General features: G+C 66.7%; 24 protein-coding genes. 11 read left to right on the top strand and 13 right to left on the bottom strand.

All coding sequences use genetic code 11. The features are described from left to right. Positions 1-127 precede the first annotated feature (127 nt). Complete coding sequence (locus BRADO_RS06735; RefSeq protein ID WP_041756194.1) at positions 128-1,591, top strand: YcjX family protein; 1,464 nt, start codon at positions 128-130, stop codon at positions 1,589-1,591. Then, positions 1,588-2,619: a YcjF family protein gene (locus BRADO_RS06730; RefSeq protein ID WP_011924560.1), complete on the top strand. Its 1,032-nt coding sequence runs from the start codon at positions 1,588-1,590 to the stop codon at positions 2,617-2,619. The genes BRADO_RS06735 and BRADO_RS06730 overlap by 4 nt, the downstream gene beginning before the upstream one ends. On the opposite strand, the gene BRADO_RS06725 is transcribed toward BRADO_RS06730, so the two are convergent. Then, positions 2,620-4,125: a glycosyltransferase family 39 protein gene (locus tag BRADO_RS06725; RefSeq protein WP_041756193.1), complete on the bottom strand. Its 1,506-nt coding sequence runs from the start codon at positions 4,123-4,125 to the stop codon at positions 2,620-2,622. It lies immediately after the preceding gene. A gap of 224 nt (positions 4,126-4,349) precedes the next feature. On the opposite strand from BRADO_RS06725, the gene BRADO_RS06720 reads away from it, so the two are divergent. From BRADO_RS06720 to BRADO_RS06710, 3 genes are all read left to right on the top strand, one after another. After that, positions 4,350-6,083, top strand: coding sequence for an adenylate/guanylate cyclase domain-containing protein (locus BRADO_RS06720; protein WP_011924558.1), 1,734 nt, complete (start codon positions 4,350-4,352; stop codon positions 6,081-6,083). A gap of 233 nt (positions 6,084-6,316) precedes the next feature. Then, positions 6,317-6,517, top strand: coding sequence for a cold-shock protein (locus tag BRADO_RS06715; protein ID WP_011924557.1), 201 nt, complete (start codon positions 6,317-6,319; stop codon positions 6,515-6,517). A 252-nt stretch (positions 6,518-6,769) separates the two neighbouring features. After that, entirely contained in the window at positions 6,770-7,978 is a 1,209-nt protein-coding gene (locus tag BRADO_RS06710; protein WP_041756192.1) for a CaiB/BaiF CoA-transferase family protein, read from the top strand. Positions 7,979-7,982: 4 nt separating this feature from the next. Here BRADO_RS06710 and BRADO_RS06705 read toward each other — a convergent pair whose 3' ends face one another. The 3 genes from BRADO_RS06705 to BRADO_RS06695 all read right to left on the bottom strand — a co-directional run bounded on the left by BRADO_RS06705 (position 7,983) and on the right by BRADO_RS06695 (position 12,901). After that, positions 7,983-9,518, bottom strand: a complete 1,536-nt coding sequence (locus BRADO_RS06705; protein WP_011924555.1) for a hypothetical protein — start codon at positions 9,516-9,518, stop codon at positions 7,983-7,985. A 189-nt stretch (positions 9,519-9,707) separates the two neighbouring features. Continuing rightward, positions 9,708-11,627, bottom strand: coding sequence for a hypothetical protein (locus BRADO_RS06700; RefSeq protein ID WP_041757358.1), 1,920 nt, complete (start codon positions 11,625-11,627; stop codon positions 9,708-9,710). 422 nt (positions 11,628-12,049) lie between these two features. Then, positions 12,050-12,901: a hypothetical protein gene (locus tag BRADO_RS06695; RefSeq protein WP_157872527.1), complete on the bottom strand. Its 852-nt coding sequence runs from the start codon at positions 12,899-12,901 to the stop codon at positions 12,050-12,052. 332 nt (positions 12,902-13,233) lie between these two features. Here BRADO_RS06695 and BRADO_RS06690 point away from each other — a divergent pair, with 332 nt between their 5' ends. Continuing rightward, a complete protein-coding gene (locus BRADO_RS06690; RefSeq protein WP_041756191.1) occupies positions 13,234-13,521 on the top strand; it encodes a hypothetical protein in 288 nt (95 codons plus the stop codon). An 18-nt stretch (positions 13,522-13,539) separates the two neighbouring features. On the opposite strand, the gene BRADO_RS06685 is transcribed toward BRADO_RS06690, so the two are convergent. Next, positions 13,540-13,857, bottom strand: a complete 318-nt coding sequence (locus tag BRADO_RS06685; protein WP_011924551.1) for a DUF1493 family protein — start codon at positions 13,855-13,857, stop codon at positions 13,540-13,542. A gap of 59 nt (positions 13,858-13,916) precedes the next feature. Further along, positions 13,917-14,231, bottom strand: coding sequence for a cupin (locus BRADO_RS06680; protein WP_011924550.1), 315 nt, complete (start codon positions 14,229-14,231; stop codon positions 13,917-13,919). Positions 14,232-14,348: 117 nt separating this feature from the next. Here BRADO_RS06680 and BRADO_RS06675 point away from each other — a divergent pair, with 117 nt between their 5' ends. Continuing rightward, positions 14,349-14,777 carry an Lrp/AsnC family transcriptional regulator gene (locus BRADO_RS06675; RefSeq protein WP_011924549.1) on the top strand — a complete coding sequence of 143 codons (429 nt, stop codon included), beginning with the start codon at positions 14,349-14,351 and terminating at the stop codon, positions 14,775-14,777. A gap of 50 nt (positions 14,778-14,827) precedes the next feature. Then, positions 14,828-16,786, top strand: a complete 1,959-nt coding sequence (locus BRADO_RS06670; protein ID WP_011924548.1) for a CocE/NonD family hydrolase — start codon at positions 14,828-14,830, stop codon at positions 16,784-16,786. A gap of 69 nt (positions 16,787-16,855) precedes the next feature. On the opposite strand, the gene BRADO_RS06665 is transcribed toward BRADO_RS06670, so the two are convergent. Continuing rightward, on the bottom strand, positions 16,856-17,500 hold the full coding sequence (locus BRADO_RS06665) for a glutathione S-transferase family protein (RefSeq protein ID WP_011924547.1): 645 nt from the start codon (positions 17,498-17,500) through the stop codon (positions 16,856-16,858). Positions 17,501-17,588: 88 nt separating this feature from the next. Between BRADO_RS06665 and BRADO_RS06660 the strand changes: the two genes are divergently transcribed. Then, complete coding sequence (locus BRADO_RS06660; protein ID WP_011924546.1) at positions 17,589-18,569, top strand: YafY family protein; 981 nt, start codon at positions 17,589-17,591, stop codon at positions 18,567-18,569. Between the two features lie 249 nt (positions 18,570-18,818). Here the strand turns inward: BRADO_RS06660 and BRADO_RS06655 are convergent, their stop codons facing one another. The 4 genes from BRADO_RS06655 to BRADO_RS06640 form a co-directional block, all read right to left on the bottom strand. After that, positions 18,819-19,316, bottom strand: coding sequence for a TPM domain-containing protein (locus tag BRADO_RS06655; protein WP_011924545.1), 498 nt, complete (start codon positions 19,314-19,316; stop codon positions 18,819-18,821). Positions 19,317-19,332: 16 nt separating this feature from the next. Then, the gene (locus tag BRADO_RS06650; protein WP_011924544.1) at positions 19,333-20,232 is read right to left on the bottom strand and encodes a YgcG family protein; all 900 of its coding nucleotides are present in this window, start codon (positions 20,230-20,232) and stop codon (positions 19,333-19,335) included. 15 nt (positions 20,233-20,247) lie between these two features. Continuing rightward, the gene (locus BRADO_RS06645; protein ID WP_041756190.1) at positions 20,248-20,859 is read right to left on the bottom strand and encodes a LemA family protein; all 612 of its coding nucleotides are present in this window, start codon (positions 20,857-20,859) and stop codon (positions 20,248-20,250) included. Between the two features lie 138 nt (positions 20,860-20,997). Further along, complete coding sequence (locus BRADO_RS06640) at positions 20,998-21,267, bottom strand: hypothetical protein (RefSeq protein WP_011924542.1); 270 nt, start codon at positions 21,265-21,267, stop codon at positions 20,998-21,000. 209 nt (positions 21,268-21,476) lie between these two features. On the opposite strand from BRADO_RS06640, the gene BRADO_RS06635 reads away from it, so the two are divergent. Together BRADO_RS06635 and BRADO_RS06630 are read left to right on the top strand one after the other, a co-directional pair. Continuing rightward, positions 21,477-22,184, top strand: a complete 708-nt coding sequence (locus tag BRADO_RS06635) for a response regulator (protein ID WP_011924541.1) — start codon at positions 21,477-21,479, stop codon at positions 22,182-22,184. A 3-nt stretch (positions 22,185-22,187) separates the two neighbouring features. After that, complete coding sequence (locus tag BRADO_RS06630) at positions 22,188-23,540, top strand: cell wall metabolism sensor histidine kinase WalK (protein ID WP_011924540.1); 1,353 nt, start codon at positions 22,188-22,190, stop codon at positions 23,538-23,540. Between the two features lie 6 nt (positions 23,541-23,546). Here the strand turns inward: BRADO_RS06630 and BRADO_RS06625 are convergent, their stop codons facing one another. Together BRADO_RS06625 and BRADO_RS06620 are read right to left on the bottom strand one after the other, a co-directional pair. Further along, positions 23,547-24,560, bottom strand: a complete 1,014-nt coding sequence (locus BRADO_RS06625) for an ABC transporter substrate-binding protein (protein WP_011924539.1) — start codon at positions 24,558-24,560, stop codon at positions 23,547-23,549. 38 nt (positions 24,561-24,598) lie between these two features. Beyond that, positions 24,599-25,465 (bottom strand): ABC transporter permease, encoded by an 867-nt coding sequence (locus tag BRADO_RS06620; RefSeq protein ID WP_011924538.1) that lies wholly within the window; start codon positions 25,463-25,465, stop codon positions 24,599-24,601. Between the last annotated feature and the right edge of the window lie 6 nt (positions 25,466-25,471).

Genomic DNA, 25,471 nt, shown 5'->3' with positions numbered 1-25,471 from the left:
AACGTTCCGTTCAAGCCGTGGTTCTACCTGGAACGGGCGGCAAATGTGAGCTTGAATCCGGCGTTTTGCATCGCCACCTGTCAAAAATCGCTCACGACCTTTTCAATTGGCGAATCTCTTCCCTCTCATGGTGACCTTTTCCGAACTCGTCGAGGAAGCACGGCTCTCGGCCCGCGCGCTGCTCGATTATGGCGAGAGCTTTTTGAATCCCACGATTCGCCTGGGCGTCACCGGGTTGTCACGGGCCGGCAAGACCGTGTTCATCACCGCGCTGATCCATGGGCTCGTACGTGGTGGACGCCTACCGGTGTTCGAGGCACTGGCCTCCGGCCGCATCGCACGCGCCTATCTCGCGCCGCAACCGGACGACGGCGTGCCGCGCTTTGCCTATGAGAGCCACCTGCGCGCGCTGGTCGCCGAGCGGCGCTGGCCGAGCTCGACGGTCGACATCAGCGAACTGCGGCTGGTGATCGAATTCCAGCGCGGCAATGGCGCGGAGCGGACGCTCACGCTCGACATCGTCGATTATCCCGGCGAATGGCTGCTCGATCTGCCGCTGCTCAACACGAGCTACGAGGCGTGGTCGCGCGAGAGCCTGGCGCTGTCGCGCAGCGAGCCGCGGGCGCATGTGGCCGCCGCGTGGCACGCACATCTGGCGACACTCTCCGCGACGGGGCGCGAAGACGAGCCGGCGACACTGGAAGCGGCGCGTCTGTTCACCGACTATCTGCGCGCCTGCCGCGACGATCGCTTCGCCATGAGCCTGCTGCCGCCCGGTCGCTTTCTGATGCCCGGCAATCTCGCCGGCTCGCCCGCGCTCACCTTCGCGCCGCTCGACCTGCCGCCCGAAGGCCAGGCGCCGAGCGGATCGTTGTGGGCGATGATGGCGCGCCGCTACGAGTCCTACAAGGACATCGTGGTCAGACCGTTCTTCCGCGACCATTTCGCCCGGCTCGACCGCCAGATCGTGCTGGTCGATGCGCTTGCCGCGTTCAACGCCGGACCGGAGGCGCTGCACGATCTCGAGGCCGCGCTGACGGGCATTCTGGATTGTTTTCGCGTTGGACGCAGCTCCGTGCTGTCCACCCTGTTCCGGCCGCGCATCGATCGCATCCTGTTCGCCGCGACCAAAGCGGATCATCTGCATCACACCAGCCACGACCGGCTGGAGGCGGTGCTGCGCCGCGCCGTCAATCGCGCGGTGAGCCGCGCCGAGAGCACCGGCGCTGCGATTGACGTCGTTGCGCTGGCAGCCGTGCGCGCGACGCGCGAGGCGCTGGTCGCGCGCGGCCGCGACAAGCTGCCGTCGCTGCTCGGCACCCCCGCAGCCGGCGAAAGCGCCAATGGCGAGATCTTCGACGGCAACACCGAGGTCGCGACCTTTCCCGGCGAGCTGCCGGCCGATGCAGAGGATCTCTTCAAGGGCGACGCCTATCGCGGCCTCTCGAGCGCCGCCGCCGACGGCACCGATTTCCGCTTCCTGCGCTTCCGTCCGCCGCTGCTGGCGCCTGACGCTGGCGGCGAGCCGGCGCTGCCCCATATTCGTCTCGACCGCGCCCTTCAGTTCCTGATCGGAGACCGGCTGCAATGAGCGATCGCGCCAAGCCCCGCCGTCCCCAGACCTTCCGGCTCGACGATCCCGACGTCGTGGTGGTCGACGCCGATGAGGCCGGCCGGCCCGGCCGCGGCACCATCCAGATCACGCCCGAAGCCGATCCGGCGCAACTGCCGGTGCCCGTCGACGTCGTGCTGCCGGCGCGGCGCGGCTTCCGCTGGGGGGCACTGTTCTGGGGATCGGTCAGCGGCCTCGTCCTGCTCGGGCTGGGCCTCGGCGTCACCCGTCTGATCGAGGATCTGTTCGCGCGCAGCGAGGCGCTCGGCTATGTCGGCTCCGGCTTTGCCGCGGCCGCCGCGGTCGCGCTCGCGGCCGTGATCGGGCGCGAGACCTATGGGCTGGTACGGCTGGCCACGATCGAGAAGCTGCATGCGCGCGCTGCTGCCGTGCTGCTGTCCGATGATCGCGCCGAGAGCCGCGCTGTCATCTCCGAGCTGTTGCGGATCGCCCATGCCAATCCGAGACTCGCGCGTCCCCGCGCGGAGCTTGCCGGCCATGCCGACGACATCATCGATGGCGCCGACATGATCAAGCTCGCCGAGCGCGAGCTGATGACGCCGCTCGACATCGAGGCGCGGCGGCTGGTGTCGGTCGCGGCGCAGCGCGTCTCGGTGGTCACCGCGGTCAGCCCGCGCGCGATGATCGACGTGCTGTTCGTGTTTGTCGCGAGCCTTCGGATGATCCGCCAGCTGGCGATGCTCTATGGCGGACGGCCCGGAGCGCTCGGCATGATCAGCCTGCTGCGCCACGTCATTGCGCATCTCGCCATCACCGGAGGCATGGCGGCAAGCGACAGCCTGATCCAGCAGGTGCTGGGGCATGGCATTGCCGCCAAGCTGTCGCAGCGGCTTGGCGAGGGCGTGCTCAATGGCCTGCTGACCGCGCGGCTTGGACTTGCGGCGATCGACGTGACCCGGCCGATGCCGTTCGCGGCTCTGCCCCGTCCGGCGCTGGCCGATCTTGCCAAGGATCTCCTGCGCAAGCAGGAGAACGAGGAGACATGATCAGCCACGCGGCTTGTTGTCGAGATCGCCGGCGAGCCAGCGCCACTGATAGAAAGGCGAGTCCGGCGGCGGCGACAGCTCCGGCGTCCAGCCGGTCAGCCTGTCCAATGCGTAGCTGTCCGTGACCACGCCGCGCCAGCTCCGCTCCACCGTGTCGAGCCGCTCGCGGCGCGCCGTCGTGCCCGCCAGCAGGGGGCCGGTGCTGTCCGGCTCCCGCACGACATAGAGGCCCGGATGTCCTGCAATCAAGCCGATGCCGGGATCACGAAACCCCATGAAGCGGGCGCGCTCGTTGATCTGGACCACCGGCACGCGCCCCCTGAAGAACCAGCGCATCATCGCATAGGTGCGATAGTCGGAGGTCGCGATCCAGCTCGCGCCGGTTTTTTCCAGCTCCTGCTCGACCCGCGCCGCCACCTGCCGATAGCCCGCCTCGGCCCCGATCGGATCGGTGCGGCCGAGGAAATTCCAGGGAGCAGCGACGTAGTACAGGAAAATCAGAACCACCATTGCCATCCCGGTGCCGACCGCGATGCGCGCCCAGCGCACGGACGAGCGGATGAACCAGGCCGGCGCGCCCGCCGTCTGCAGCTTCACGATGTTGATAGCTACCGCGGCAAAGCCGATCGGCCACATGAACATCGGCCAGGTATCACCGATCCGCAGCGTGAGCGACTTCCAGAGGAAATACAGAAACGGCACCAGCACCGCAGTCGACAGCAGGATGGCGACGGGCTCGCGTGCGCGAAAGCCGCGCCAGGCCGTGAGCGTCAGAGCCGTGAGCGTGACCGGAAACAGCACGAAGCCGACTTGCCCGAACTGCAGCCCGAGATAATCACCGAGCGTCCGCACGGAAAAATCACGCGGCGCGGTCGCACGGACGAACTGGAACCGGAACGAGGCCCAGTCATGCTGCGCATTCCAGATCAGCACGGGCGAGAAAACGGCCAACGCAATCAGTGCCCCGCACCAGGGATACGGGCTGGCGAGCCAGCGGCCGCGCCAAGCCGGCACGAGCAGGAACGCCGCCACCGCGGGCAGCAGCATGACGACGGTGAATTTGGACAGCAGCGCGAGCCCGCCGAACAGGCCGGCCGCGAGCCACCAGCGGCCGTCGTCACTCTCTGTCAGCCGCACCAGCGCCCAGACCATCGCCAGCGCAAAAGGGATCGCGGCGATATCAGGCGCGACCTTGGCCATCAGCAGACCGTAATAGAGCGCGGCCTCCGGCAGCAGCACCGCAAGGATCACGGCGCGGGCGTCGTGGGTGACGCGGCGAACGATATCAGCGAGCAGGAGTTGCGACGCGGCCATCGCGACGATGCCGCCGAAGCGCACGCCGAGATTGGTGTCGCCGAACAGCGCGGTCCCGAACCGGACGAACCATGCGATCATCGGCGGATGATCGAGGAAGCAGAGCTGCAGCTCTTTGGACCAGGTCCAGTAATACGCCTCGTCAGTCCGCAGATCCAGCGCGTCAGCATAGACGATTCTCATGATCGTCATACCGGCGATGATCCCCGCAGCCGTCACCCACGCGGCACGCAGCGAGCGCGCAGTCGGGCTGTCGGTATTGGGGAACAAGGCCGTCACGCGGCGCTTTTCCCTGACTCCGCCCGGCGAGTCAACATATCGAGCCGTCGGCATCGCCGCTGTGCCATCGTCCCGCGCCACACTAGGCTGTCCGGGAATAAATCTCTAGCATCGCGGCTCACTTCCACACGGACCGCATGACCCTTTCGACCTCCCATCGTCTCCGGACCACCCTGCGCGGCATCGGCGTGCGGCAGGTGCGCCTGATCTGCGGCATCATTCTCTTCAGCTATCTGCTGAGCCACTTTCTCAACCACGCACTCGGCAACATCTCGCTGGACGCGCTCGCCGCCGGCGTCGGCTATCACCTCGCGGTCTGGCAGTTCCTCCCTGTGGCCGTGCTGTTCTATGCTGCCGTTCTCACGCATGGCGGTCTTGGCGTATGGGCGCTGTACCAGCGCCGACAGTTCAGCCGCACCACCTTGGAGCCGCTGCAGCTGGTGCTGGGACTCAGCATTCCTGCGCTGATCTTCAGCCACATCGCCGGTGTCCGGCTGGGCCAGACGCTGTACGGACAGGAAAAGCTCTACCCGCAGGTTTTGTATTCCTACTGGGCAGGCCCCTCATGGCGTGTCTGGCTGATGTCGACAGCGCTGCTGACGTCATGGACGCATGGCTGCATCGGCCTGCATTTCTGGCTACGGCTGAAGCCGTTTTATCAGCGCGCGGCGCCGTGGCTGCTGGCGTGCGCGGTGCTGATCCCTGCGCTGGCGCTGCTCGGCTTCTACCGCGGCGGCCGTGACGTCATCAGCGCCAGCGCGACCGCCCAGTGGCGCGCAGAGAACCTCTCTTCGAGACAGACGGGCACTCCTGCGGAGCAGGCCGAGCTCGATACGATCATGAACGGCTTCCTGATCGGCTATCTCGGCTTGATCGGTACCGCGCTCGCGGCCCGCTTCGTTCGCACCCTGCAGGAGCGACGCGGCGGCATGGTGACCCTGTCCTACAACAACGGGCGTGTCATTCGCGTGCCGAAGGGGCTTTCGGTGCTCGAGGCCAGCCATCGAAATCACGTGCCGCATGCCAGCACCTGCGGCGGCCGCGCGCGCTGCTCGACCTGCCGCATCAGGGTGATCGGCGATACCAGCGGATTGCCGGCCCCCTCGCCGCGCGAGGCGTTCGTGCTGGCGCAGGTCGGTGTCGACGATCCCTCGATCAGGCTGGCCTGCCAGCTGCGCCCCACCAACGATCTGTCTTTCTTTCAGCTGTTCATGCCGAACCTGGCGCCTGCCGAGCGCGGCGGTCAACGCAGCGGGATCGGGCAGGAGCGCTATCTCGTCAGCCTGTTCGTCGACATGCGCGGATCGACCAGCCTCGCCGAGAAGCGGTTGCCGTTCGACGTCGTCTTCATCGTCAACCGCTTTCTCGGCGCTGTCTCTCAGGCCGTCCTGAGCCATGGCGGCCAGCCCAATCAGTTCGTCGGCGACGGCATGCTGGCGCTGTTCGGATTGGCCGTCGATCCTCAACTCGCCTGCAGGCAGGCGGTCCGGGCCGCTCACGCGATCGCAACGAACATCGCCGAGCTCAATGCCGTGCTCAGCCACGACCTGCAGGACCCGATCGGCTTCGGCATCGGCATCCACGGCGGCGAGGTGATCGTCGGCGAGATCGGCTATCGCGACCACATGGTGTTCACCGCGCTCGGCGACGCCGTCAATGTCGCGTCGCGGCTGCAGGATCTGACCAAGATGCTCGGATGCCAGGTGATCGTTTCCGACGAGGTCTACGCGCGCGCCGGACTTGCTGCGGGGATGCTGCCCCAGCACGAGGTCGAGATCCGCGGCCGCGCCGAGCCGATGCGGGTCAGGACGGCCCTGGATGCGGCCGAGCTGGCAGAGCGGACATCGATCGGTGATGGCGAGGCGGCATAAGGTTTCGTTGAACCTGTCGGAGGCTTGTCCTGTCCTACCAAGACAGGTTGCGGTCAAGCGGCGACGAGCGGCCAAAAAGCCGCAAAGCCGCCACGATATCGATCACTTCGGATTAAAAGCGCCCGCTGTTTACGCTATCAAGCCTGCCGCAACCGCAGTATTCTCATTTTCCGGGGCCGCATGGTTTGCGGGGACCTAAGGCCCGAACTGGATTGATCCCGCGGAGGCAACGTATGGCTAAAGGTACGGTCAAGTGGTTCAACCCGACCAAGGGCTACGGCTTCATTCAGCCGGCGGCCGGGGGCAAAGACATTTTCGTCCATATTTCTGCAGTTCAGAAGGCCGGGCTCGCGACCCTCAACGAGGGTCAGACGATCGAATACGAGGAGATCGCCAATCGCGGCAGAAGCTCCGCCGAGAACCTGAAGGTGTAGCCAACGCCGTTCCGCGCCATTCCGCCTCGCGGCTTTTCGGCGTTCATCGTTTCGCTCACCGGGCCAGCGAGACACGAGGCACCAAGATTTCAAACAGGAGCGGTGCCCGCTCCTGGCCATACTGACGCTTGTTTGTAGTTAGAACCCGCTTCGCGCCATTGCCTCGACCGCCCGACCTGGGGTCAAATGCCGTCGAACCGCGCCGATGAAGAAATTCCAGCGCGCGGAAACAATCGACGGGAGCGACGCCTCATGGACGACAAGGGCATTTTTTACGGCCTGAAAGTGCTGGATTGCGCGAGCTTCATCGCAGCCCCCGCCGCGGCGACCGTGCTTTCCGATTTTGGTGCCGACGTCATCAAGATCGAGCCACCTGGCGCCGGGGATCCCTACCGCAATTTGCCGAACCTGCCCGGCTATCCGCGCAGCGAGCACAACTACGCCTGGTACCTCGAAGCCCGCAACAAGCGCAGCATCGCCCTCGACCTGTCGAAGCCCGACGCACAGGCCGTGCTGCAGCGGCTGGTCGGCGGTGCCGACGTCTTCATCACCAACTTCCCACCCTCGGTGCGAGCCAAGCTCGGCCTGACCTACGAAAGGCTCGGGCCGCTCAATCCGCGACTGATCTATGCGTCGTTTACGGGGTATGGCGAGAAGGGCGAGGAGGCGGACAAGCCCGGTTTCGACAGCAACGCCTATTGGGCGCGGTCCGGGCTGATGGACCTTGTCCGCGCCGACGAGACCACGACACCGGCGCGCTCCGTGGCCGGCATGGGCGACCATCCGTGCGCAATGGCGTTCTATGGCGCGATCGTCACGGCACTGTATCAACGCGAGCGGACCGGCAAGGGCTGCCACGTCGCCTCCAATCTGATGGCGAACGGGGTGTGGGCGGCGTCCGTGCTGGCCCAGGCCAAGCTGTGCGGCGCGACCTTCGTGGAGCGGCGGCCGCGCGAGCGGGCGCTGAACGCGGTGGCCAACCACTACCAGTGCCAGGATGGCCGCTGGATCATGCTGTCGCTGCTCAACGAGGAGAAGCAGTGGCCGATCCTCGCCCGCTGCCTGGGACGCGAGGACCTGATCAACGATCCGCGCTTCCGGACCAAGGCCGATCGCCACGCCCGCTCGGTCGAGCTGATCCACGAATTCGACGCGGTGTTCGCGACCAGGCCGCTTGCCGAATGGCGCAAGATCCTCGACGGCAGCGGGCTGGTGTTTGGCGTGGTCGGCATTCTCGATGATATCCCGAACGACAGGCAGATGATCGAGAACGAGGTGCTGGTGCCGTTCGAGAACGACACCATGCTGACCGTCAACAGCCCGATCTTCATCGACGGCCAGCGTAAGGTCGCGCCGCGCAAGCCGCCCGGCGTCGGCGAGCACAGCGACGAGATCCTGCGCGGCGCCGGCTTCGACGAGCAGGCCATCCGCGGCTTGCGTGCCCGCGGCGCCGTGGCCTGAGCAGCTAGCGCGTCGCGATGAAGCACATGCCGAACCGCGTCGCCGGACCGGTCTGACAGGATAGGTTTGCCGCGCAGGTCCAGCGCGAGAAGCTCTTGTCGTTGTCGGCGCCGTCGCGGTTCGCATAGCAATGCCCGCCCCAGCCGTCATTGTAGACGGTGCCTGACAACTCATCGCTGCCGCGCAGCTGCGGGCGACTGGCGAAGCCGCGCGAAAAGTCCGGGGTTCGGCCCTCGGCAAAAGCGGTGAGGATGTCGCGGCGGCGGACCTGGTCGCCGAAGAAATGCGGCGAGCCGGGCACCACGACCGTATTGGACGGCTTCTCCGCCATCCAGTCGACGCCGGGGAAATGGAAGCCGCCGATGCCGCGGGTCTGATGGCAGCCGCCGCAGCTGGAATCGTTGAGGCGGCGCTCGAAGCCCGCGACCGACTGGATGTTCTGCAAGGCGACGCCCTGCGCGGCCGCCTTCTCCAGCGCTCCGACCACGTCGGCCTCGCTGAACACGACGCCTGCCCCGCCCGCCTCGCTCTGCACCAGCCCATAGGCCGGCAGCATGTCGGAATTGACGAAGCCTGTCGGCGTCGGCGCGACAGCGACCTTGGCGAGGAACTTGTCGGGGATGACGGCCATGCCGCGATCGAGCTCGCCGAGATGCACGGGATCGAGCAGCCAGGCCTTGAACTCACCGGCCAGCGCGGCGTCCGCCAGCAGCCGGTCGCGATCGATTTGATCCTCGAGCACCGCCTCCTCGAAAGTCCGGCTCGCGGCCTGATAGTCGAACACCTTCATCATGTAGTCGGTGCGGAAGTCGCGGATCGCCGATTTCGGCGCATGCGCGATCTGCAGATTGGTCTCGATGCGGTGGATGTTCTCCGGCCTGATCAGCGCCAGCGGCCCGTCCGGCGCGGTCAGCTTCGCAGCCAGCTCAGGACCGGTCAGTTGCAGATCCGATGTCGCAAGCCAGCGTTTGGCGATGTCGGCGCAACTCGGCATGTTGCTCTTCGCCTCTGCGTCGCTGCGCGCCGTGAGCACGATGTTCAAGGTCATCGGCAGCCGTGGCGAGGCCACCTCGCCGTTCCTGGCCTCGGGCGGCGTTGTCCGCGTCAGCCGATACAACAGCCGCACCTCGCCGCAATGCTCGGGATCGACGAAGGCGCGGTCCATGCGGTTCACCACGCCGGCCAGCAGGAAGCGGGCGTCGGGCGAGTCCAGCATGGCGCGGTCGAACAGCTGGAAGGCATAGGCATTGCCGACGCCGATGCTCTCGTTCGGCAGCGTCGCATTGTGCGCCTCGACGTAGCGGTCGAACTCGGCCTCCAGACCCTTACGTACGGGCTGCATCGACGGCAGCGCGAACAGCGCGGCGTCGGTCAGCGGCGCATCGCCCGCCTTTGCGAGCATGCGGCCGAGACCAAACGGGCCGCTGTCGAGCGCGCGCAGCGCTGACGGCTCCAGGATCGCGGTGCCGCGCTCGAGCGGCGGACTCTCGTCGGCATATGCGAGCGAGCTGCAGCACAGCAGGGCCAGGCCAACTACCAACTGTCGCACGACGCGCCTCCTCTTCCGAACCAGACCGCGCGAGCCGACCCCATCATCCTCGCCGCCGCGCGCCGGTTTGCTAGGCGCCGAACATAGCCGAAAGGCGGCAGCGGCGGACAAATGTGCGACGAGGCGCCTCACGTCGCGGTGAGGCGCCTCGTCGAATCCGCTCACGCAAGAGATGGCTCGTCAGCGCGCGACCACAAGCCCCTTCGTCGTGTAGACTACCCAGCGCCCGTCCTGCTTGCGGATCGCATCGACCTTGCCGAGGCCGGGCACGGGATCGCCGGCATAGACCTCGTAAAGCCCGCCGCGACCCTCGATCAGCGCGCCGCCGCGGCCGACATCACGCAGCACCCAGCCTTCCACGACCTTGGGCTTGTTGGTCTCGGCGCGGGGAGCCTCAGCCCGTGCCGCGTCGGTCCGGTTCGGCTCAGTCCTGCCCGGCTGGGCCGGATTCGCGTCTGCCGTCTTCGCAGGCTCGGCCCGGCTCGCCTCCTGCCGGATCGGCACACCGGACGGCGGCACCGCGGCGTTGATCGCGCCGAGCGCCTGCTGCGGCACGGATGCGGTGGTATCACGCGCGGGCACCGGCGTAGCCGCCGAGGCCTGCGCGGCGCGCAACCGCTCCACGGCTTCGCTGAGCCGCTGCAATTCGCTTGGCTTGCCCGACGACTTCGTCGCCAGATCGCCCAGCACCTTCTCGAGCCGGTCGAGACGCTCGGACGATTTGTTGAGCTCGACCAGGCTTGTCTGGTTGGCCTGGTCGAGATTGGCCTTGAGGGTCGCGATCTCATTGTCGATCCGCGAGATCGCCGCGCTCAGCGACGGATCGGCGGCGCCGGTCGAGCTTCCGTCGGCCATGCTGGCACCGGAGCGATCGACGAAGGTGGCTGTCACGAGGCCCCCGGCGACGCCGCCGACCACCATGGCCAGCAGCACGACCGCGGCAATCGCCGGAAGCCCGACCCGGCCAGCCGGCATCCCACGGGACGACGAAGCCTTGCCCGCCGGCGGCAGTGGTCCGCCGGCAGCCGCCGACATGGGAGCCGGCGACGGCTTGGCGCTCGGATCGGATTTGAGCGGTTCGGCCTTCAGTTTGGCCTTGGCCCAGGCGGTGGCCTTGTCAACCGCAGCCCCGGCCATCGCTGCCGCGCTGGCTGCGGCGGCGGAGGTATCCGCAGGCATGACCGGACGCTTGGCCGGCGGCTCGGGCTTGATCGGAGTATCTGGCTTGATCAAAGCATCGGGCTTGGCGAAAAGCTCCGGCTTGATGGCAGCCTCGGTCTTGACGGCCTGCTCCGGCTTCATGACCTGCTCGGGCTTGATGACTGGCTCAGGCCTGGCGGTCGGCTCGGCTTTGACAACCGGCTCGGGCTTGGCAGCCGGCTTGCTCGGCGCCTCCGCCTTGACCGGCGCCTGCGGCTTGGCCGCCGCTTCCGTTTTCTGCGCAGTCGTGCCCAATGGCCCGATCTTGGGCGCGTTACTGGCGAGCGTCGACAGCTTGGGCGTCTCGACCTTCAGCAGATCACCCGCCGCCGTCATGACCTTGACCGGCTCAGATTTGACAGGCTCGGTTCTGATGAGATCAAGGATGGTCGACGGTGACTTCGCGGCGCCCGGCCCCGCCTTGACCTGAGACGTTTTGGCGCCCCCAACCTTGCTCACATCAGCCTTCGTCACCTCAGGCTTGGTCACCTCAGGCTTGGTCGGCTCCGGCTTCATCGCCTCCGCCCTGGCCTGCTCCGACTTGACCAGGTCAAGCCGCTTCGGCTCGGGCTTGCCGGCCTCCGGCTTCGCCGCCTCGAACGCTGCCGGCTCGGCTTTCACGTCGGCCGCGGCCGGGACGGCCTGGACCAGGACGAGCTCAGGCTTGGCCTCCGGCGTTTCGGCCACCAGTTCGGGCGCGGCTTTCACATCGGCGGTGGGCCGATCCGCGAGCGGAGCTTCATGATCGGGCGCGATCATCGCCGGTGGGAGCGGCGCCGAGGCCGGCTCCGCGACGTGGACACCATCGGCGGACGCAGAGGTCTTCAGCGCCGGCTCAGCAGTGGCGATGCCCGGATCGGTCATGCCAAGGCTGGTCTGTTCGGCCTTTTGCTCGCTCACGTTCAAGTCTCCGGATGACGTTGAGCCCTTGGTAACCTTAGTTAGCGTTTGATTGATTGCCAAAATCTTACTTTTGCTGGGCTTACCTCGGTTTTAGGGATTCATCCGGGGCGAATTTGCGCCGACAAGGTGAAGCAGGTGTGGCAAGCGGTGCCCGAATATTCGGCGCGTGCAGCCTTTTCCGCGCAGAATTAGGATCTTCCGATCAGCATAGCGAGCAGCGCGAGACGAGCTCGCGGCACGATTGTGCCCGAGATGATCCGGTTTGATCTCCCTCCTTGTCACGAGAGGGCGCAGGGAAGACAGGGTATCGACTGAATCGGGATAGGGGGGAGTCTCGCGACTCCTCCCCTCCCACACCACCGTACGTAAGGGTCGGCGCCGTCGCGAAATGCAGATCTGACTGTTCGAACCCGTGGCGTTCAGAAATTGGCGTTGAAGCGCAGCTTCACCTGATGCCGCTCGAAATGACTCAGATCGAGCGGACCGCCTGCCGTGCTCCGGCCGGAGACCTGGATGTTCCAGGCGCCGGACAGGGCCATGCCGTGCGCGAGTTGGACATAGAAGGTGGGGCCGGCGAACAGCGCCTGACCGGAATACAGATCGAGGCCTAGACCATCATAGGCACGCAAGTACCGAAGCTCGCCGCCGACGAAGGCCGTCGCGGTAACCCGCGCCGACAACGCGGCCGCAACGCCGATCTTCGAATCATGCAACCAAATGTCCGCGACAGGAAAGCGGGTGGTCTGCACATCGTAGAGCACGTTGAGCGTCGCGAGCAGACGATCGTCGATCAGCTCCCTGTCGGCAACGAGCGTGAAAAGAGCACCGTAGGCGGTCAGCTTCTCGCCGCTATTGGCGTCGATCTGGCTCCAACGCGGCTCGACGATCGCGGTCAATCCGAAGGGGCCGCTGCGCCGGTTGAGCACCATGTAGCGAGCCTCGAACGAGGTGCCCTGCAGGGCGGTGAGCTCGCGATCGGCGAGGTCGGGAACCCCCGAGATCCCGAAATGAGCCAGCACGACGTTGGCGGAGAGCCGCAGATTGTCGGTCGGCAGCATCTTGACCGAGTCGTTCTGCGTCAGCGCCGCGTAGCGTCCTGCCGCCTTGCCGAAATGGCCGATGTTCTCGCTTTCAGCCTCGCGCTCGCCGGCCCTGCCGATGTCGGCCCCTTCCGTGAACCCGAACAGGTGCTCACTGTCGACGTCGGACGCGCGGGCCGCCGGGATGGCGGTCAGCGCCAGCACCAGACGGATGGCCAAGGCATAGACCAAGACCCATCCGATCTCCAACAAACATGGGGCCAACCGATCTGAAGTCGGGATGGTGGTGGTGTTCGCGTTGCACTGCATGAAGAGAAATTGCTGGCCGGACCCAACGGGCAGGACGCTCAGAGATCCTGACGTGTGTTTCGGTTGTATGACCCGGCAGGATCGCGATCAATTCCAATGGCGCAGTCATCCCAAGCATAAAGTGTCGAAGCCGCGTCTGGTCCTGCAACTGGGTCGGCGATCGATCCGGCGCGCGCTGGAGTTGGTGTGCTGCTGACTGCGCGAAGCCCGGACGGGACCGTTGCGGCGGCAGGCAAACCGCGATGAGGGACGGGATGGCCGAATGGCTCGCGAACTATTGGCCCGTCATCCTGGCCGGTATCGTCTTCGGGGCGCTGTTCTCTCTCGTGAAGGAGCTGCTGCGGCGCATTGCATTCAGCGTGGTGCTGTTCCTGATCCTGTACAGAGCCGTCATCAACGCCACGGCGCACGCCGGATTCCGATGGGATCATCTGCTCGCCGGCAGCGCCGTGCTGGGAATCCTCGCGGGCTGCCTCGCACGCCCGGGGCTTGCTGCAGTCCGTCGCAAGCTCCGGTCGGACAGCGATGCCCCGCTGCGCTGACGGCCCTCGACCACACAGCTAGGTCGATCGCCTCCGCTCGATGTCGACGACCCGGTCGTAGAGCTCCTTGACGGTGAGCGGCTTCAAGCGCTCGGCCTGATCGCACAGCCAGATCACCAGTTGCCACGGCGTCATCGCGCGCTCCTCGCCGAAGTGCTGCAGGATCTCGTCGCGGGTCAGAAGGAGACCGTATCTGTCGAAGAGGGCTCGCGCGAAGTCTTCTCCATCGGCGCCCGCAACTCCCAGATCGTGTACCACGTCCGTGTCGGGAGAGATCGACTTGCCGTATCTGGTGACGTGTCTGATGAAGGTGCTGAACTCTTGGAAGGTGACCATTGGGTGCCCTGCAGGAGACCTTGACTCATGCGATCCAGATGGCGCGGCGACGGTGCAGCTCACACGCTCCCTTCATTCTCGATCACGAGCACTCTGGCCATGCCGACGGGATGGGCGACGTGCTCGTCGCCGGCTTGCGCGTGAAAGATGTCGCCAACCCCCAGCGCGTGAACGACCGTGCCCTTGTCGGACCGGGTGTGCATGTCGACCTGACCGTCGAGCACGACGAAAACCTCGGGGCCGTCGTTGACGTGCCACCTGTAGGGCTTATCGGTCCAGTGCAGCCGCACAGTCGCCGGTGACGCGAAACGCTCGATGTCCAGGGCATCCCACGCCCGACTTGCGGAAAACTCGCGTGGCACGATCTTCTGCACGAATCATGTCTCCTTCTCGTCGGAGAAGGTGATAGACCTTGACGTGATCGGACGCAGCTTGCGCTTCGACGGAAGAGACCTGCCAATCGCTGTTTTCGTGCCAATCACTGTTTTGCAATGGACATCGACCGGACCAACAAGCGCATCCTCGCCCTGCTGGAACAGAACGCCAGACTCAGCGCCACGGCCATCGGCCGCGAGATCGGTCTGTCACGGCCGGCGGTGCAGGAGCGCATCCTGGCGATGGAGCAGAGCGGCATCATCCAGGGCTATCATGCGACGACCGGCGAAGCGGCCGGCCTCACCCGCGCGGTTCTGTTCATCCGCATCGCCGAGCGACCCTGCACCAAGGCGCTGGCCTGGCTGTCGTCGCTGGACGGCGTAGCCTCGGTTCTGTCGCTGGCCGGCGAATGGGACGCTCTGGCGATCGTCGCCCTGCCGAGTGTCGCAGACCTGTCGGCGCTGAACGATGCAATCGCAGCATCGGCGCTCATCTCCGAATCGCGCAGCCAGATCGTGCTGCAGAAATATCCCAGGAATGCTTGAACCTGGTGACGGACTGTCGCAAACGCAGTCGCCGAACGAGGAGAGCGTAAATGATCGAGCTTGACCGGCTGTCGCGGCGGCGCTTCGTGCAAGGGATGGCGACGCTGGGTGCGGTGGGCGCGGCGCCGGCGCTCGGGGCAACGGAGACGCCCGCCTCCGACATGCTCGTGGACAAGGGGATCATGGTGGCGATGCGCGACGGCGTGCATCTGGCGACCGACATCTATTGGCCGGCGAGCGGCGGGAAGCGGCTCGACGGGCGGCTGCCGGTCATCATGAACCGCACGCCCTATGGGCGCGAGAAGACCGCCGCGCGCGAGATGACGGCCGACGGGCGGCGGCGCACGCGCGCGGAGGTCGCCGGCTATTACGTGCGGCGCGGCTATGCCTTCATCTATCAGGACACGCGCGGCCGCGGCGGCAGCGAGGGTCAGTTCGTCAAATATCTCGACGACGGCCATGACGGCTTCGACATGTGCCAGTGGATCGTCGCGCAACCTTGGAGCGACGGCCGGATCGGCATGCTCGGGACATCCTATGACGCCCATACGCAGGCCGCGGCGGCCTGCGCCGGGGCGCCCGGCCTCAAGGCCGTGTTCCTCGACTTCGGCGGCTTCTCCAACGCCTATCAGAGCGGCATCCGGCAGGGTGGCGCGTTCGAGCTGAAGCAGGTGACTTGGGCCTATAATCTGGGGCTCGACAGCCCGGAACTGGCCCGCGACCCCGTTCGCCTCGCCGCGCTCAAGGCCGTCGATCTCAAGGCGTGGTTCGCGTCGATGCCGTGGAAGCGCGGCCACACGCCGATCAGCCTGATTCCCGACTACGAAGACTACGTCTTCGAGCAGTGGCAACACGGCAGCTTCGATGGCTATTGGAAGCGGCTCGGCATCTATGCCGCCGGCTTCTATCCGCAGCTGGCCCGAAGCGCCACCGTCCATCTCTCCGGCTGGTACGATCCCTACTCGCGCACGGCGACCGACAATTTCACCGGCACGCGCCAACAGGCATTGCAGCCGGCGCGGCTCATCCTGGGGCCATGGACGCATGGCGCGCGATCGACCACGTTCGCCGGCGATGTCGATTTTGGGCCGGAGGCGACCTTCGAGCACGCCACTGGACAGGACTACTTCGCCTATCGCCTCGCCTACTTCGACCGCCACCTGCGCGGCCTCGAAAACTCGGACCGCGAGCAGCCGCCAGTACGCATCTTCGTGATGGGCGGCGGCAGCGGGCGGCGCAATGCCGAGGGACGGCTCGAGCATGGGGGCCGCTGGCGCAGCGAGGCCGACTGGCCGATCCCGCGCACGCGTTGGACGCGTTTCTACTGCCACGCATCGGGCGCGCTCGCCGAGTCGCTGCCAGAGGCCGATTCCGAGGCGCTCAGCTACGATTTCGATCCGCGCGATCCCGTCCCTACGATCGGCGGCGCCGTCACGTCCGGCGAGCCCTTGATGCGCGGCGGCGCCTTCGATCAGCGCGAGACGATCGCGGTCTACGGCGCCAAGCCGCCATTGCTGCCGCTCGCCGCCCGTCCGGACGTGCTGGTGTTCGAGACGCCGCCGCTCGCGCGCGACATCGAGGTCACCGGCCCGATCGAGGCATTGCTGTGGATCTCGTCCAACTGCCCGGACACGGACTTCACGATCAAGCTGATCGACGTCCATCCGCCGAGCCCGGACGATCCGGAAGGGTTCGCGATGAACCTGACCGCGGGCATCCTGCGCTGCCGCTATCGCGACAGCTGGGAGCAGCCCAGCCTGATGGAGCCCGGCAAGGTCTATCCGGTCAAGGTCAGCGCGCTGCCGACATCCAATTTGTTCAAGGCGGGGCATCGCATCCGGCTCGACATCTCGTCGAGCAACTTCCCGCATTTCGACGTCAACCCAAACACCGGCGCACCGGAAGGGCGCGGGCTGTCGACGCGGGTCGCCACCAACACCGTGTTCGTGGATTCGTCCCGTCCGTCGCACGTGGTGCTGCCGATCATTCCCGAGCAGGAGCCGCAGTGACGGCAGGATGCGCCAGCCGGTCGATGAGCGACGAGGGCCGCTCACCAATGACGGTCAGCCACCCGCTGATCAGCCGCTAACCGCCGCTTCATGCTGCGCAGCCATGTCGGCATCCGCTGCGGTGACGCGCTGGAACGCCGGTCGTGAGGTGATGCGTTCGGCGTAGCGGGTGAACACCTCCTTGCGCGGCACGATGCCGAACATCATGGTCCAGTTCAGCGCGATGCCCCAGAGGATGTCGGCGGCAGTCAGACGCTCGCCGAGCAGGTAGGGTCCCTTCGCGAGCTGCTGCTCCAGCGCGCCGAGCATCGTGTCATAATCGGCGTAGGGAGACTGCGTGACCGGCGCCGGCTCGCGCTTCATGAAACGATCGATCAGCGCCGGCTCGAACGACGAGCCATAGTAAGCGATCCAGCGCAGATACGGTCCGCGCATGGGATCGTCGAGCGCTGGCGTCAGGCCGGCTTGCGGGAAGAGGTCGGCGAGATAGATGAAGATCGCGACCTGCTCGGTGACGATCGCGCCGCGATGGCCGACGGTCGGCACCTTGCCCAGCGGGTTGATCGCGAGGAATTCCGGCTTGCGCTGCTCGCCGGCCTTCATGTTCAGAACATGAAGGTCATAGGGCGCGCCGAGTTCCTCGAGCAGCACGCGGGCGCCGGCGGCGCGGGTCTGCGGCGAATAATACAATGTGATCCTGTCGTCGGCGGTCATCGTGGCTCCTCCCGTGTCCTTCTGCGAAGCCCTTGGCTTGTCGCACAGCATACCTGACAATCCATGTCAGGTATGTTTTAAGGGAGGCATGCGCGCGAGCCGGCTGCTCTCCATTCTCACGACGTTGCAGGCCAAGGGCCAGGTCACGGCGCCCGAGCTTGCGCAAGCCTGCGAGGTCTCGGTGCGCACGATCTATCGCGACATCGATGCGCTGTCGGCCGCGGGCATTCCCGTCTATGCCGAGCGCGGCGCCGAAGGCGGGTTCCGCCTGCTCGACGGCTATCGCGTGCGGCTGAACGGGCTCTCGCCGGCGGAGACCGACGCGCTGTTCATGGCCGGCCTGCCCGGCCCGGCGGCTGCGCTGGGCCTCGACGATGCGATGAGCACGGCGCAGACCAAGCTGGTCGCGGCGCTGCCGGAGAACCTGCGCGCGAATGCCGGACGGATGCAGGTGCGCTTCCATCTCGACGCGCCCGGCTGGTTCGGCGAGTCCGAGGAGCCGCCGTATCTGCGCACGATCGCCGAGGCGCTGCTGCGCGACGTCATGATCGACATCCGCTATCAGGCCTGGCGCGCCGAGAAACGCCGCCGCGTCGCCCCGCTCGGCCTCGTACTCAAGGGCGGCGGCTGGTATCTCGCCGGACAGGTCGAGCGCAGCGTGCGGACCTATCGGGTGGCGCGCATCCTCGACTGTGCCGTCACCGACGAGCGCTTCGCGAGGCCGGACGATTTCGACCTCGCCGCCTATTGGCGCGCCGCGACCGAGCGGCTGGAGGCGGAGCTGCATCCGAACACGGCGACGGTGCGGCTCTCACCGCTCGGCGTGAAGCTGCTGGAGGTGTGGAGCCAGCCCTACGTGCGCGCCCGCATCCGCCTCGCTGATGACGCCGATGCCGATGGCTGGCGCGTCGCGACCATCCCGACAGGAACGACACTGTGGCATGCGGCCGGCGAGTTGCTGCGGTTCGGACCCGAGGCCGAGGTGCTCGACCCGCCAGAGTTGCGCGCGAAGATGGTCGAGCTGGGGCAGGCGATGACGCAACGCTACGCCGCTTCGGCAACCGTGTGAGTTGCAAACATCGCGCTCAGGTCCACCCGGTTCAGCGCGAGCCAGCCTCGTAGCCCGGATGAGCGCAGCGATATCCGGGTTCCCCGATGCAGCGCGTGAGACCCCGGATGTCGCTGCGCTCATCCGGGCTACGAGACCGCGACGACGGACTGAGTTGAGTGTCCCCCGCCCCATTCCGCGTCATTGCAAGCGCAGCGCGCTGCGAAGCAATTTAGGGTGGCGGGCGGGAGCACTATTGGGGAACGGGACCTACAGCACCACCGGCGCGTCGGGCAGCTCGTTCGGTTCGCCGGCGTGCGGCGGATAGTGCCTGGCAAGCTCGCGCGAGACGGCGGCGACGCCGTAGATCACGCCCTGCTCGAAGCGGCCGGCACGAAACTCGGCTTCCATCGCGCGGCAGATCCTCTCCCATCCCGCCGCGCCGACAAGGGCATCGATGCCGCGGTCCGCGATGATCTCGACGTCGCGGTCAGCGAGCAGGAGGTAGATCAGGACGCCGTTGTTGTGCGCGGTGTCCCAGATGCGCAGGCTGGAGAACACATCGAGCGCGCGCTCGCGCGGCGGCTGATTGCGCCACAGCGGCTTGCCGTCGAGCGCGCCCTCGACCGCGAACCGGACCTGACCCGCATGCGTGCGCTCGCCGGCCTTGATCGCCTGCTCGATCCGCGCGAGCGCATCGGCGGTGAAGATGCGCCTCAGCCGCCAATGATGGTGCAGGAGATGCCGGCCGATCCGCCCGATGCTCATGGTCGCGCGCCCCTCCTCACCAGCTGCCCGAAGCGCCGCCGCCGCCGAAGCTGCCGCCCCCGCCGGAGAAGCTGCCGCTGTCGCTCGAGCTGCCGCTGCTCCATCCTGACGACGACGAGCCGCCCGACCAGCCGCCGCGGCGGCCCGGTCCAGGCGTGTCCATCGACATGAAGCTGCCGCCGATGAAGGCGATGACGAAGCCGGCGATGGCCGAGAGCGCAGCGAGCGTGGCCGATTGCACCATGAGCCAGGCGAGCACGCCCATCGCGCCCGCGGTTGCGAACGCGCCCAGCAGGCGACCGAGGAACGTCCGCAAGATGCCGCCGATGACGAGCGAGCCGAACAGCGCCACCGGCGCGAACGACGAGAGCGAATCGAAGTCGAGATCGTTGCCATGCGAGGCCTGCGGCTGCGGCACCGGCAGCGTCTCGCCATTGACGACGCCGATGATGCGGTCGACGCCCGCATCGATACCGCCGGCGAAATCGCCGGTGCGGAATTTCGGCGTGATGACCTCGTCGATGATGCGGCGCGCGGTGACGTCGGTGAGGCTGCCTTCGAGCCCGTAGCCGACCTCGATGCGCAGCTTGCGGTCACCCTTGGCGATCACCAGCAGCGCGCCGTCGTCGACCTTCCTGCGGCCGATCTTCCAGGCTTCCGCGACCCGGAGCGAGAACTGCTCGATCGTTTCCGGCTGGGTGGTCGGCACGATCAGCACCGCGACCTGGCTGCCCTTGCGCGCCTCCAGGTCCTTCAGCTTCTGCGTCAGGCCGGCGATGTCGGACGACGACAGCGTTCCGGTCTGGTCGACGACGCGGCCGGTCAGCTGCGGCACCGCGACGTCGGCCCACACCAGCGTGGCGAGGCCGACGAGCAGAATCGCTAGCAGCGCCTTCAGGGCCGGCAGCGCGCGCACGGTACAGCGCTCCGGTTATTTCGAGGGCGCAGGCGACGGCGCGTTGAAGTCGACCTTCGGCGCGACCGAGATCTCGCGCTCGTTCTCGACGGTGAAGTTGGCCTTCTCCTTGTAGCCGAAGGCCATCGCGGTGAGGTTGTTCGGGAAGGTGCGGATGCCGACGTTGTAGTCCTGCACCGCCTTGATGTAGCGGTTGCGCGCCACCGTGATGCGGTTCTCGGTGCCTTCGAGCTGGGACATCAGGTCGCGGAACAATTGATCCGATTTCAGCTGCGGATAGTTCTCGGTCACGACCAGCAGTCTCGACAGCGCGCCGGTCAGCTCGCTCTGCGCCGCCTGGAACTTCTGCAGCGCCGCGGGATCATTGACCACGTCGGGCGTCGCCTGGACGCTGCCGACCTTGGCGCGGGCATTGGTGACGCCGAGCAGGACATCCTTCTCCTGCTGCGCGAAGCCCTTCACGCTGTTGACCAGATTGGGCACGAGGTCGGCGCGGCGCTGATACTGGTTGACCACCTCGGACCAGGCCGCCTTGACCTGCTCGTCGTTGGTCTGGATGGCGTTGTAGCCGCAATTGGTCAGGCTCAAGGTCATGAGCGCCGCCAGCACGGTCAGCAATCTCCGCATCGCAATCTCCCCCATCATCGGCCGGCCGCGCGGGGAACTCGGTCCGCGCGCGGCGTAGCCTTCGCCTGGGGTCAGATAGGCGACCTCGCGGCAAATTGAAAGGCTGCAGCGGATCGCAGCGTTTGCGTGGCGGTCGCGTCAGCGCGTGTACGTGCTGCTGCGGCTGACGGTGCCGCCATAGGGTCCGGTCGTCGTGCCGGTGTGGGTGCAGGTGCCCCCGGCGCAGCTGGTCTGGCCGCTGTTGGTGACGACACCGCCGCGCGGGCCGGTGTAGGTGCCGCCATGACTGCGGCTGCAGCTGCCGCCGGCACAGCCGCCCGAGGCGGAGGTCGACCACGTGCCGCCGCGCGGACCCATGCCGCCACCGCTGCGGGTCCAGGCGTTGGCGCTCGAGGCGCCCAGGGCCACCACCATGGCGCTGATCGCGACGGCCGCGAACGAGGTCCGAACTGAAAGCATCTGTCTCTCCTGTTGCATCACCAGCGCCTGACGGCGCGAGCAGAGACTCGCCCACGAAGTTTGCGGGCGGTTTGCAGGACAGAGCCGCCATGTAACGTTTTGTAACGGTGTCCAGGCCCGGGTTGCCCGGCGCGGCCGGGTGTTCTTAAAACCATCGCATGGACAGCCGACCCCACCTCCTGATCATCGAAGACGACATCGAGATCCGCAGCCTGCTGCGCGACCATCTCGCCCGCGAGGGTTTTCGCGTCGATGTCGGCGACGGTGGCGCAGCCCTCGACCGTTTTCGCAACACTTTCGGCGATCCCGACCTCGTTGTGCTCGACATCATGCTGCCCGGCGAGGATGGGTTGTCGATCTGCCGTCGGCTGCGCGCGGCGTCGCGGGTGCCGATCCTGATGCTGACGGCCAAGGGCGACGAGATCGACCGCATCGTCGGGCTCGAGATGGGCGCCGACGACTATCTGCCAAAGCCGTTCAGCCCGCGCGAGCTGGTGGCGCGGATTCGCGCCATCCTGCGCCGTGCCGAGCCGGCGCCGCTGGAGAACCGCCGCTTTCTCGTCAATGCCACGCTCACCGTCGATCTCGACAAGCGCGAGATCGCGCATGCGCAGGACGGGGCGCTGCCGCTGACCAGCGCCGAGTTCGAGCTGCTCGGCTGCTTCCTGGTCAGGCCCAACCGCGTGCTGTCGCGCGATCAGCTGATGGATTGGACGCGCGGCCGGCAGGCCGATCCGCTCGACCGCACCATCGACGTGCAAGTGAGCCGGCTGCGCAAGAAGATCGAGCGCGACGGCGAGGAGGAGCTGATCAAGACGGTGCGCAGCGCCGGCTACATCTTCACCGGCTCGGTCAAGGAGCTGTGAAACGTGCTCGGGCGTCTCGGCTTCGCCGGCCGGCTGATGGCGATCGTGCTGTTCGCGCTGATCGCGCTATGGGCGGCCGGCGTCGGCTGGCTGTTCCTGAGCGAGTCGCGCCAGGAGATCCTGAGCCGGTTGTTTCCCGTGCCCGAGCAGATCAGCGCCATCGTCCAGCTGATCGAAGCCGCCGGCCCCGCCGAACGCACGCTGATTCTCAAGGCCGTCAGCAGCGAACGCCTTCACGTGACGCTGACCCAGGAACGCCCTGAAGCCTCGGCCGAGACCATGCGCCGGCCGCTCGCCGAGCATTTCTTCGCCCTGTATCTGCAGTCGCTGCAGCCGCGCGACGTGATCGCATTGAGCCCGCGCGGCCGTCTGCCGCGCTGGCGCGACTGGCACCTCGGCGACTATTGGCGCAACATCAACCGTTCCGAGCGGTTCGCCGTGTCCTTGCGCGACCACGGCTACGTCGTGTTCGAAACCTTCGGTGCGACCGGACCGCGGCTGTTCGGGCTGCCGCCGGGCTTCGGCGTCGGCCTGCTCGGCGCGCTGATCGGCATGGCCGCCGTGATCGCGATCGCGCGCGAGGCGCGGCCGCTGCGCCAGCTCAGTCACTCGCTCGGCCGATTCAGCAGCGATGCCACCGTGGCGCATGTGAAGCCGGCGGGCGCGCCGGAAATCCGCAAGCTGATCACGGCCGTGAACGACATGCAGACCCGGATCTCCGAGCTGGTGCGCGGCCGCACCCTGCTGCTCGGCGCCGTCTCGCACGACCTCAAGACCTACATCACCCGGCTGCGGCTGCGCGCCGAGCGCCTGCCCGAGCCGGAGCAGCGCGACAAGGCGGCGAGCGATCTCGACGAGATGACGCGGCTGCTGGAGGATGCATTGGCGGTCTCGCGCGGCGGCTTCGCGGCCATCCAGCGCCAGCCGGTCGATCTCGCCGCGATGCTCAGGGAGATCGTGGAGGACCGGCGGCAGAGCGGCGCGCACATCAAGACCGAGCTCGGCGGCGAAGCGCTGACCGTTCTCGGCGAGCCGACCGCACTGCGGCGCCTGTTCATCAATCTGATCGAGAATGCACTGCGCTTCGCGACGCGCTGCACGGTACGCGTGCTGCCTGACAGGGCCGTCGTGATCGCCATCGACGACGACGGCCCGGGCATTCCGCCGAATGCCCGCAACGCGGTGTTCGAGCCGTTCTTCCGATTGGAGAACTCCCGCAGCCGCAGCACCGGTGGCAGCGGGCTCGGCCTCGCCATCGTCAAGCAGATCGCCGACGCGCATGGTGCGCGCCTCGATCTCTCGACCTCGCCAGAAGGCGGCCTGCGGGTGCGCATCGCGTTTCCGCAGGCCTCCTAGATCGGCTCAGCTTCCTTTGCGGTCGCGGAGCTGGGTGACGAACATGTCCTGCCAGCTCGCCGGCTTGACCTTGATCGAGCCGACGCCGTGCATGAACTCGGCGATCTTGAGCACGCCCTCGGGCGTGGCCGAGAACCAGGTGTCCTTGTCCTGCAGCATCTCCAACACCTCCTCCTTGGTGGTCTTCACCTTGGCGGTGCGGGCGTAGATTTCGGCGGCGGCGGCCTTGTCGTTGGCGATCAGGGTGCAGGCCTCGTCGAGCGCGTCGAGGAAGGCCTGCACGACCTTCGGATTGGCGTCGACGAAGCGCTTCGGTGCGAACACCACGTCCATGGTGAGACGTCCGAGCACGTCGGCGGAATTGGCGACGCGGTGGATCTTGGAGTCCTTCAGCTCGATGTAGGAGAACGGCGGCGAGGTGAAATGCGCCGTGATCTCGGTCTTGCCCGAGGTCAGCGCCGCCACCGCTTCCGGATGCGGCAGGCCGACCGTCATCGGATCGAGCTTGGCGTAGTTCTCCTTGCCGAACTCATGCGCGGCCATCATCTGCAGGATGACCGCCGACAGCGAGGTCTTGATGCCCGGCAGCGCGATCTTGTCGCTCGGCTTGAAATCCTTCAGCGACTTGATTTCGGGATTGTTGCTGTTCATCCATAGCGAGGTCGACGAGAGGCCGCTGACGCCGACAACCTCGACGGCCGGGATGCCCTTGGCCTTGGCCCACAAGGTGATGAAGCCCGGCGCGCCGGTGCCGGCGATGTCGAGCGAGCCGGCCATCATCGCGTCGTTGATGATGTTGCCGCCGTCGAGCAGCTGCCAGCTGACCTTGAACGGACCGAGTCCGGCCTTCTCGGCCTGCTTCTCCATCAGCTTCTGATCCTCCATCACGATCAGCGGCAGATAGAGGATGCCGTAGCCCTTGGAGAGCCTGATCTCCTTGACCTCGGCCTGCGCTGACGTGGCGCCGAGCAGCGCGGCGAGCCCAATAGCGGCAGCGGCGAGTGTTTTGCTCCAGGACATTCTCGTCTCCCTCTCCTTGTTATTTTGCTTATAGCTCATCAGTGCTGCATGCCCCAGCGCCGCACCGTCTTCCGCTCGATGGTGGCGAACACGACGTTCTCGATCACGAGGCCGATGATGATCACGGTGAACAGGCCGGCGAACACGTTCGCCGTCTCCAGCTGGTTGCGGTTCTCGAAGATGAACCAGCCGAGGCCGCCGGACCCGGAGGACACGCCGAACACCAGCTCGGCCGCGATCAGGGTGCGCCAGGCGAAGGCCCAGCCCACTTTCAGACCGGTGAGGATCGCCGGAAAGGCCGCGGGGATCAGGATGAAGCGCACCAGCTTCAGCCCGCGCAGGCCGTAGTTCAGGCCGACCATGCGCAGGGTGTTCGACACCGCGCGGAAGCCGGAATGGGTGTTGAGGGCGATCGCCCACAGCACCGAATGCACCAGCACGAAGATGATGCTGCCCTTGCCGAGGCCGAACCAGATCAGCGCCAGCGGCAACAGTGCGATCGCCGGCAGCGGGTTGAACATCGAGGTCAGCGCCTCCAGCAGATCGGCGCCGATGCGCGAGCCGATCGCGATGGTGGTCAGCACGGCGGCGAGCGCGATGCCGACGCCGTAGCCGATCAGCAGCGTCTCCAGCGATACCAGGGTGCGCGCCGGGATCACGCCATTGGCGATGTTCTCGAAGAAGGCCGACAGCGTGTCGGTGAAGGTCGGAAACAACAGGGGATTGCCGAGCCACACTCCATAGGCCTGCCACAGCGCGGCCAGCGCGACCAGAATGATGGCCTTGCGGACAGCACCGAAGCGATAGATGCGTTCCAGCAGGGACAGGCTCGCCTCGACCTTGACGTCGCCGAGGGGGGTCTCTGCATTGACGATTTCGGGGCGCAGCGCCAGCGTGTCGCTCATGATCTC

The sequence above is a fragment of the Bradyrhizobium sp. ORS 278 genome (assembly GCF_000026145.1).
Classification (GTDB): domain Bacteria; phylum Pseudomonadota; class Alphaproteobacteria; order Rhizobiales; family Xanthobacteraceae; genus Bradyrhizobium.
Note: the sequence above shows the minus strand (reverse complement) of the source record. Positions and strands in the feature narration are given on the sequence as shown.

Coding starts and splice junctions, on each gene's coding strand:
- BRADO_RS06635 (WP_011924541.1), top strand. CDS start 21,477: ATGGACAGCCGACCCCACCTCCTGATCATCGAAGACGACATCGAGATC.
- BRADO_RS06665 (WP_011924547.1), bottom strand. CDS start 17,500: ATGACCGCCGACGACAGGATCACATTGTATTATTCGCCGCAGACCCGC.
- BRADO_RS06710 (WP_041756192.1), top strand. CDS start 6,770: ATGGACGACAAGGGCATTTTTTACGGCCTGAAAGTGCTGGATTGCGCG.
- BRADO_RS06645 (WP_041756190.1), bottom strand. CDS start 20,859: ATGCGGAGATTGCTGACCGTGCTGGCGGCGCTCATGACCTTGAGCCTG.
- BRADO_RS06690 (WP_041756191.1), top strand. CDS start 13,234: ATGGCCGAATGGCTCGCGAACTATTGGCCCGTCATCCTGGCCGGTATC.
- BRADO_RS06660 (WP_011924546.1), top strand. CDS start 17,589: ATGCGCGCGAGCCGGCTGCTCTCCATTCTCACGACGTTGCAGGCCAAG.
- BRADO_RS06735 (WP_041756194.1), top strand. CDS start 128: ATGGTGACCTTTTCCGAACTCGTCGAGGAAGCACGGCTCTCGGCCCGC.
- BRADO_RS06655 (WP_011924545.1), bottom strand. CDS start 19,316: ATGAGCATCGGGCGGATCGGCCGGCATCTCCTGCACCATCATTGGCGG.
- BRADO_RS06720 (WP_011924558.1), top strand. CDS start 4,350: ATGACCCTTTCGACCTCCCATCGTCTCCGGACCACCCTGCGCGGCATC.
- BRADO_RS06675 (WP_011924549.1), top strand. CDS start 14,349: ATGGACATCGACCGGACCAACAAGCGCATCCTCGCCCTGCTGGAACAG.
- BRADO_RS06725 (WP_041756193.1), bottom strand. CDS start 4,125: ATGACGATCATGAGAATCGTCTATGCTGACGCGCTGGATCTGCGGACT.
- BRADO_RS06730 (WP_011924560.1), top strand. CDS start 1,588: ATGAGCGATCGCGCCAAGCCCCGCCGTCCCCAGACCTTCCGGCTCGAC.
- BRADO_RS06685 (WP_011924551.1), bottom strand. CDS start 13,857: ATGGTCACCTTCCAAGAGTTCAGCACCTTCATCAGACACGTCACCAGA.
- BRADO_RS06670 (WP_011924548.1), top strand. CDS start 14,828: ATGATCGAGCTTGACCGGCTGTCGCGGCGGCGCTTCGTGCAAGGGATG.
- BRADO_RS06625 (WP_011924539.1), bottom strand. CDS start 24,560: ATGTCCTGGAGCAAAACACTCGCCGCTGCCGCTATTGGGCTCGCCGCG.
- BRADO_RS06620 (WP_011924538.1), bottom strand. CDS start 25,465: ATGAGCGACACGCTGGCGCTGCGCCCCGAAATCGTCAATGCAGAGACC.
- BRADO_RS06715 (WP_011924557.1), top strand. CDS start 6,317: ATGGCTAAAGGTACGGTCAAGTGGTTCAACCCGACCAAGGGCTACGGC.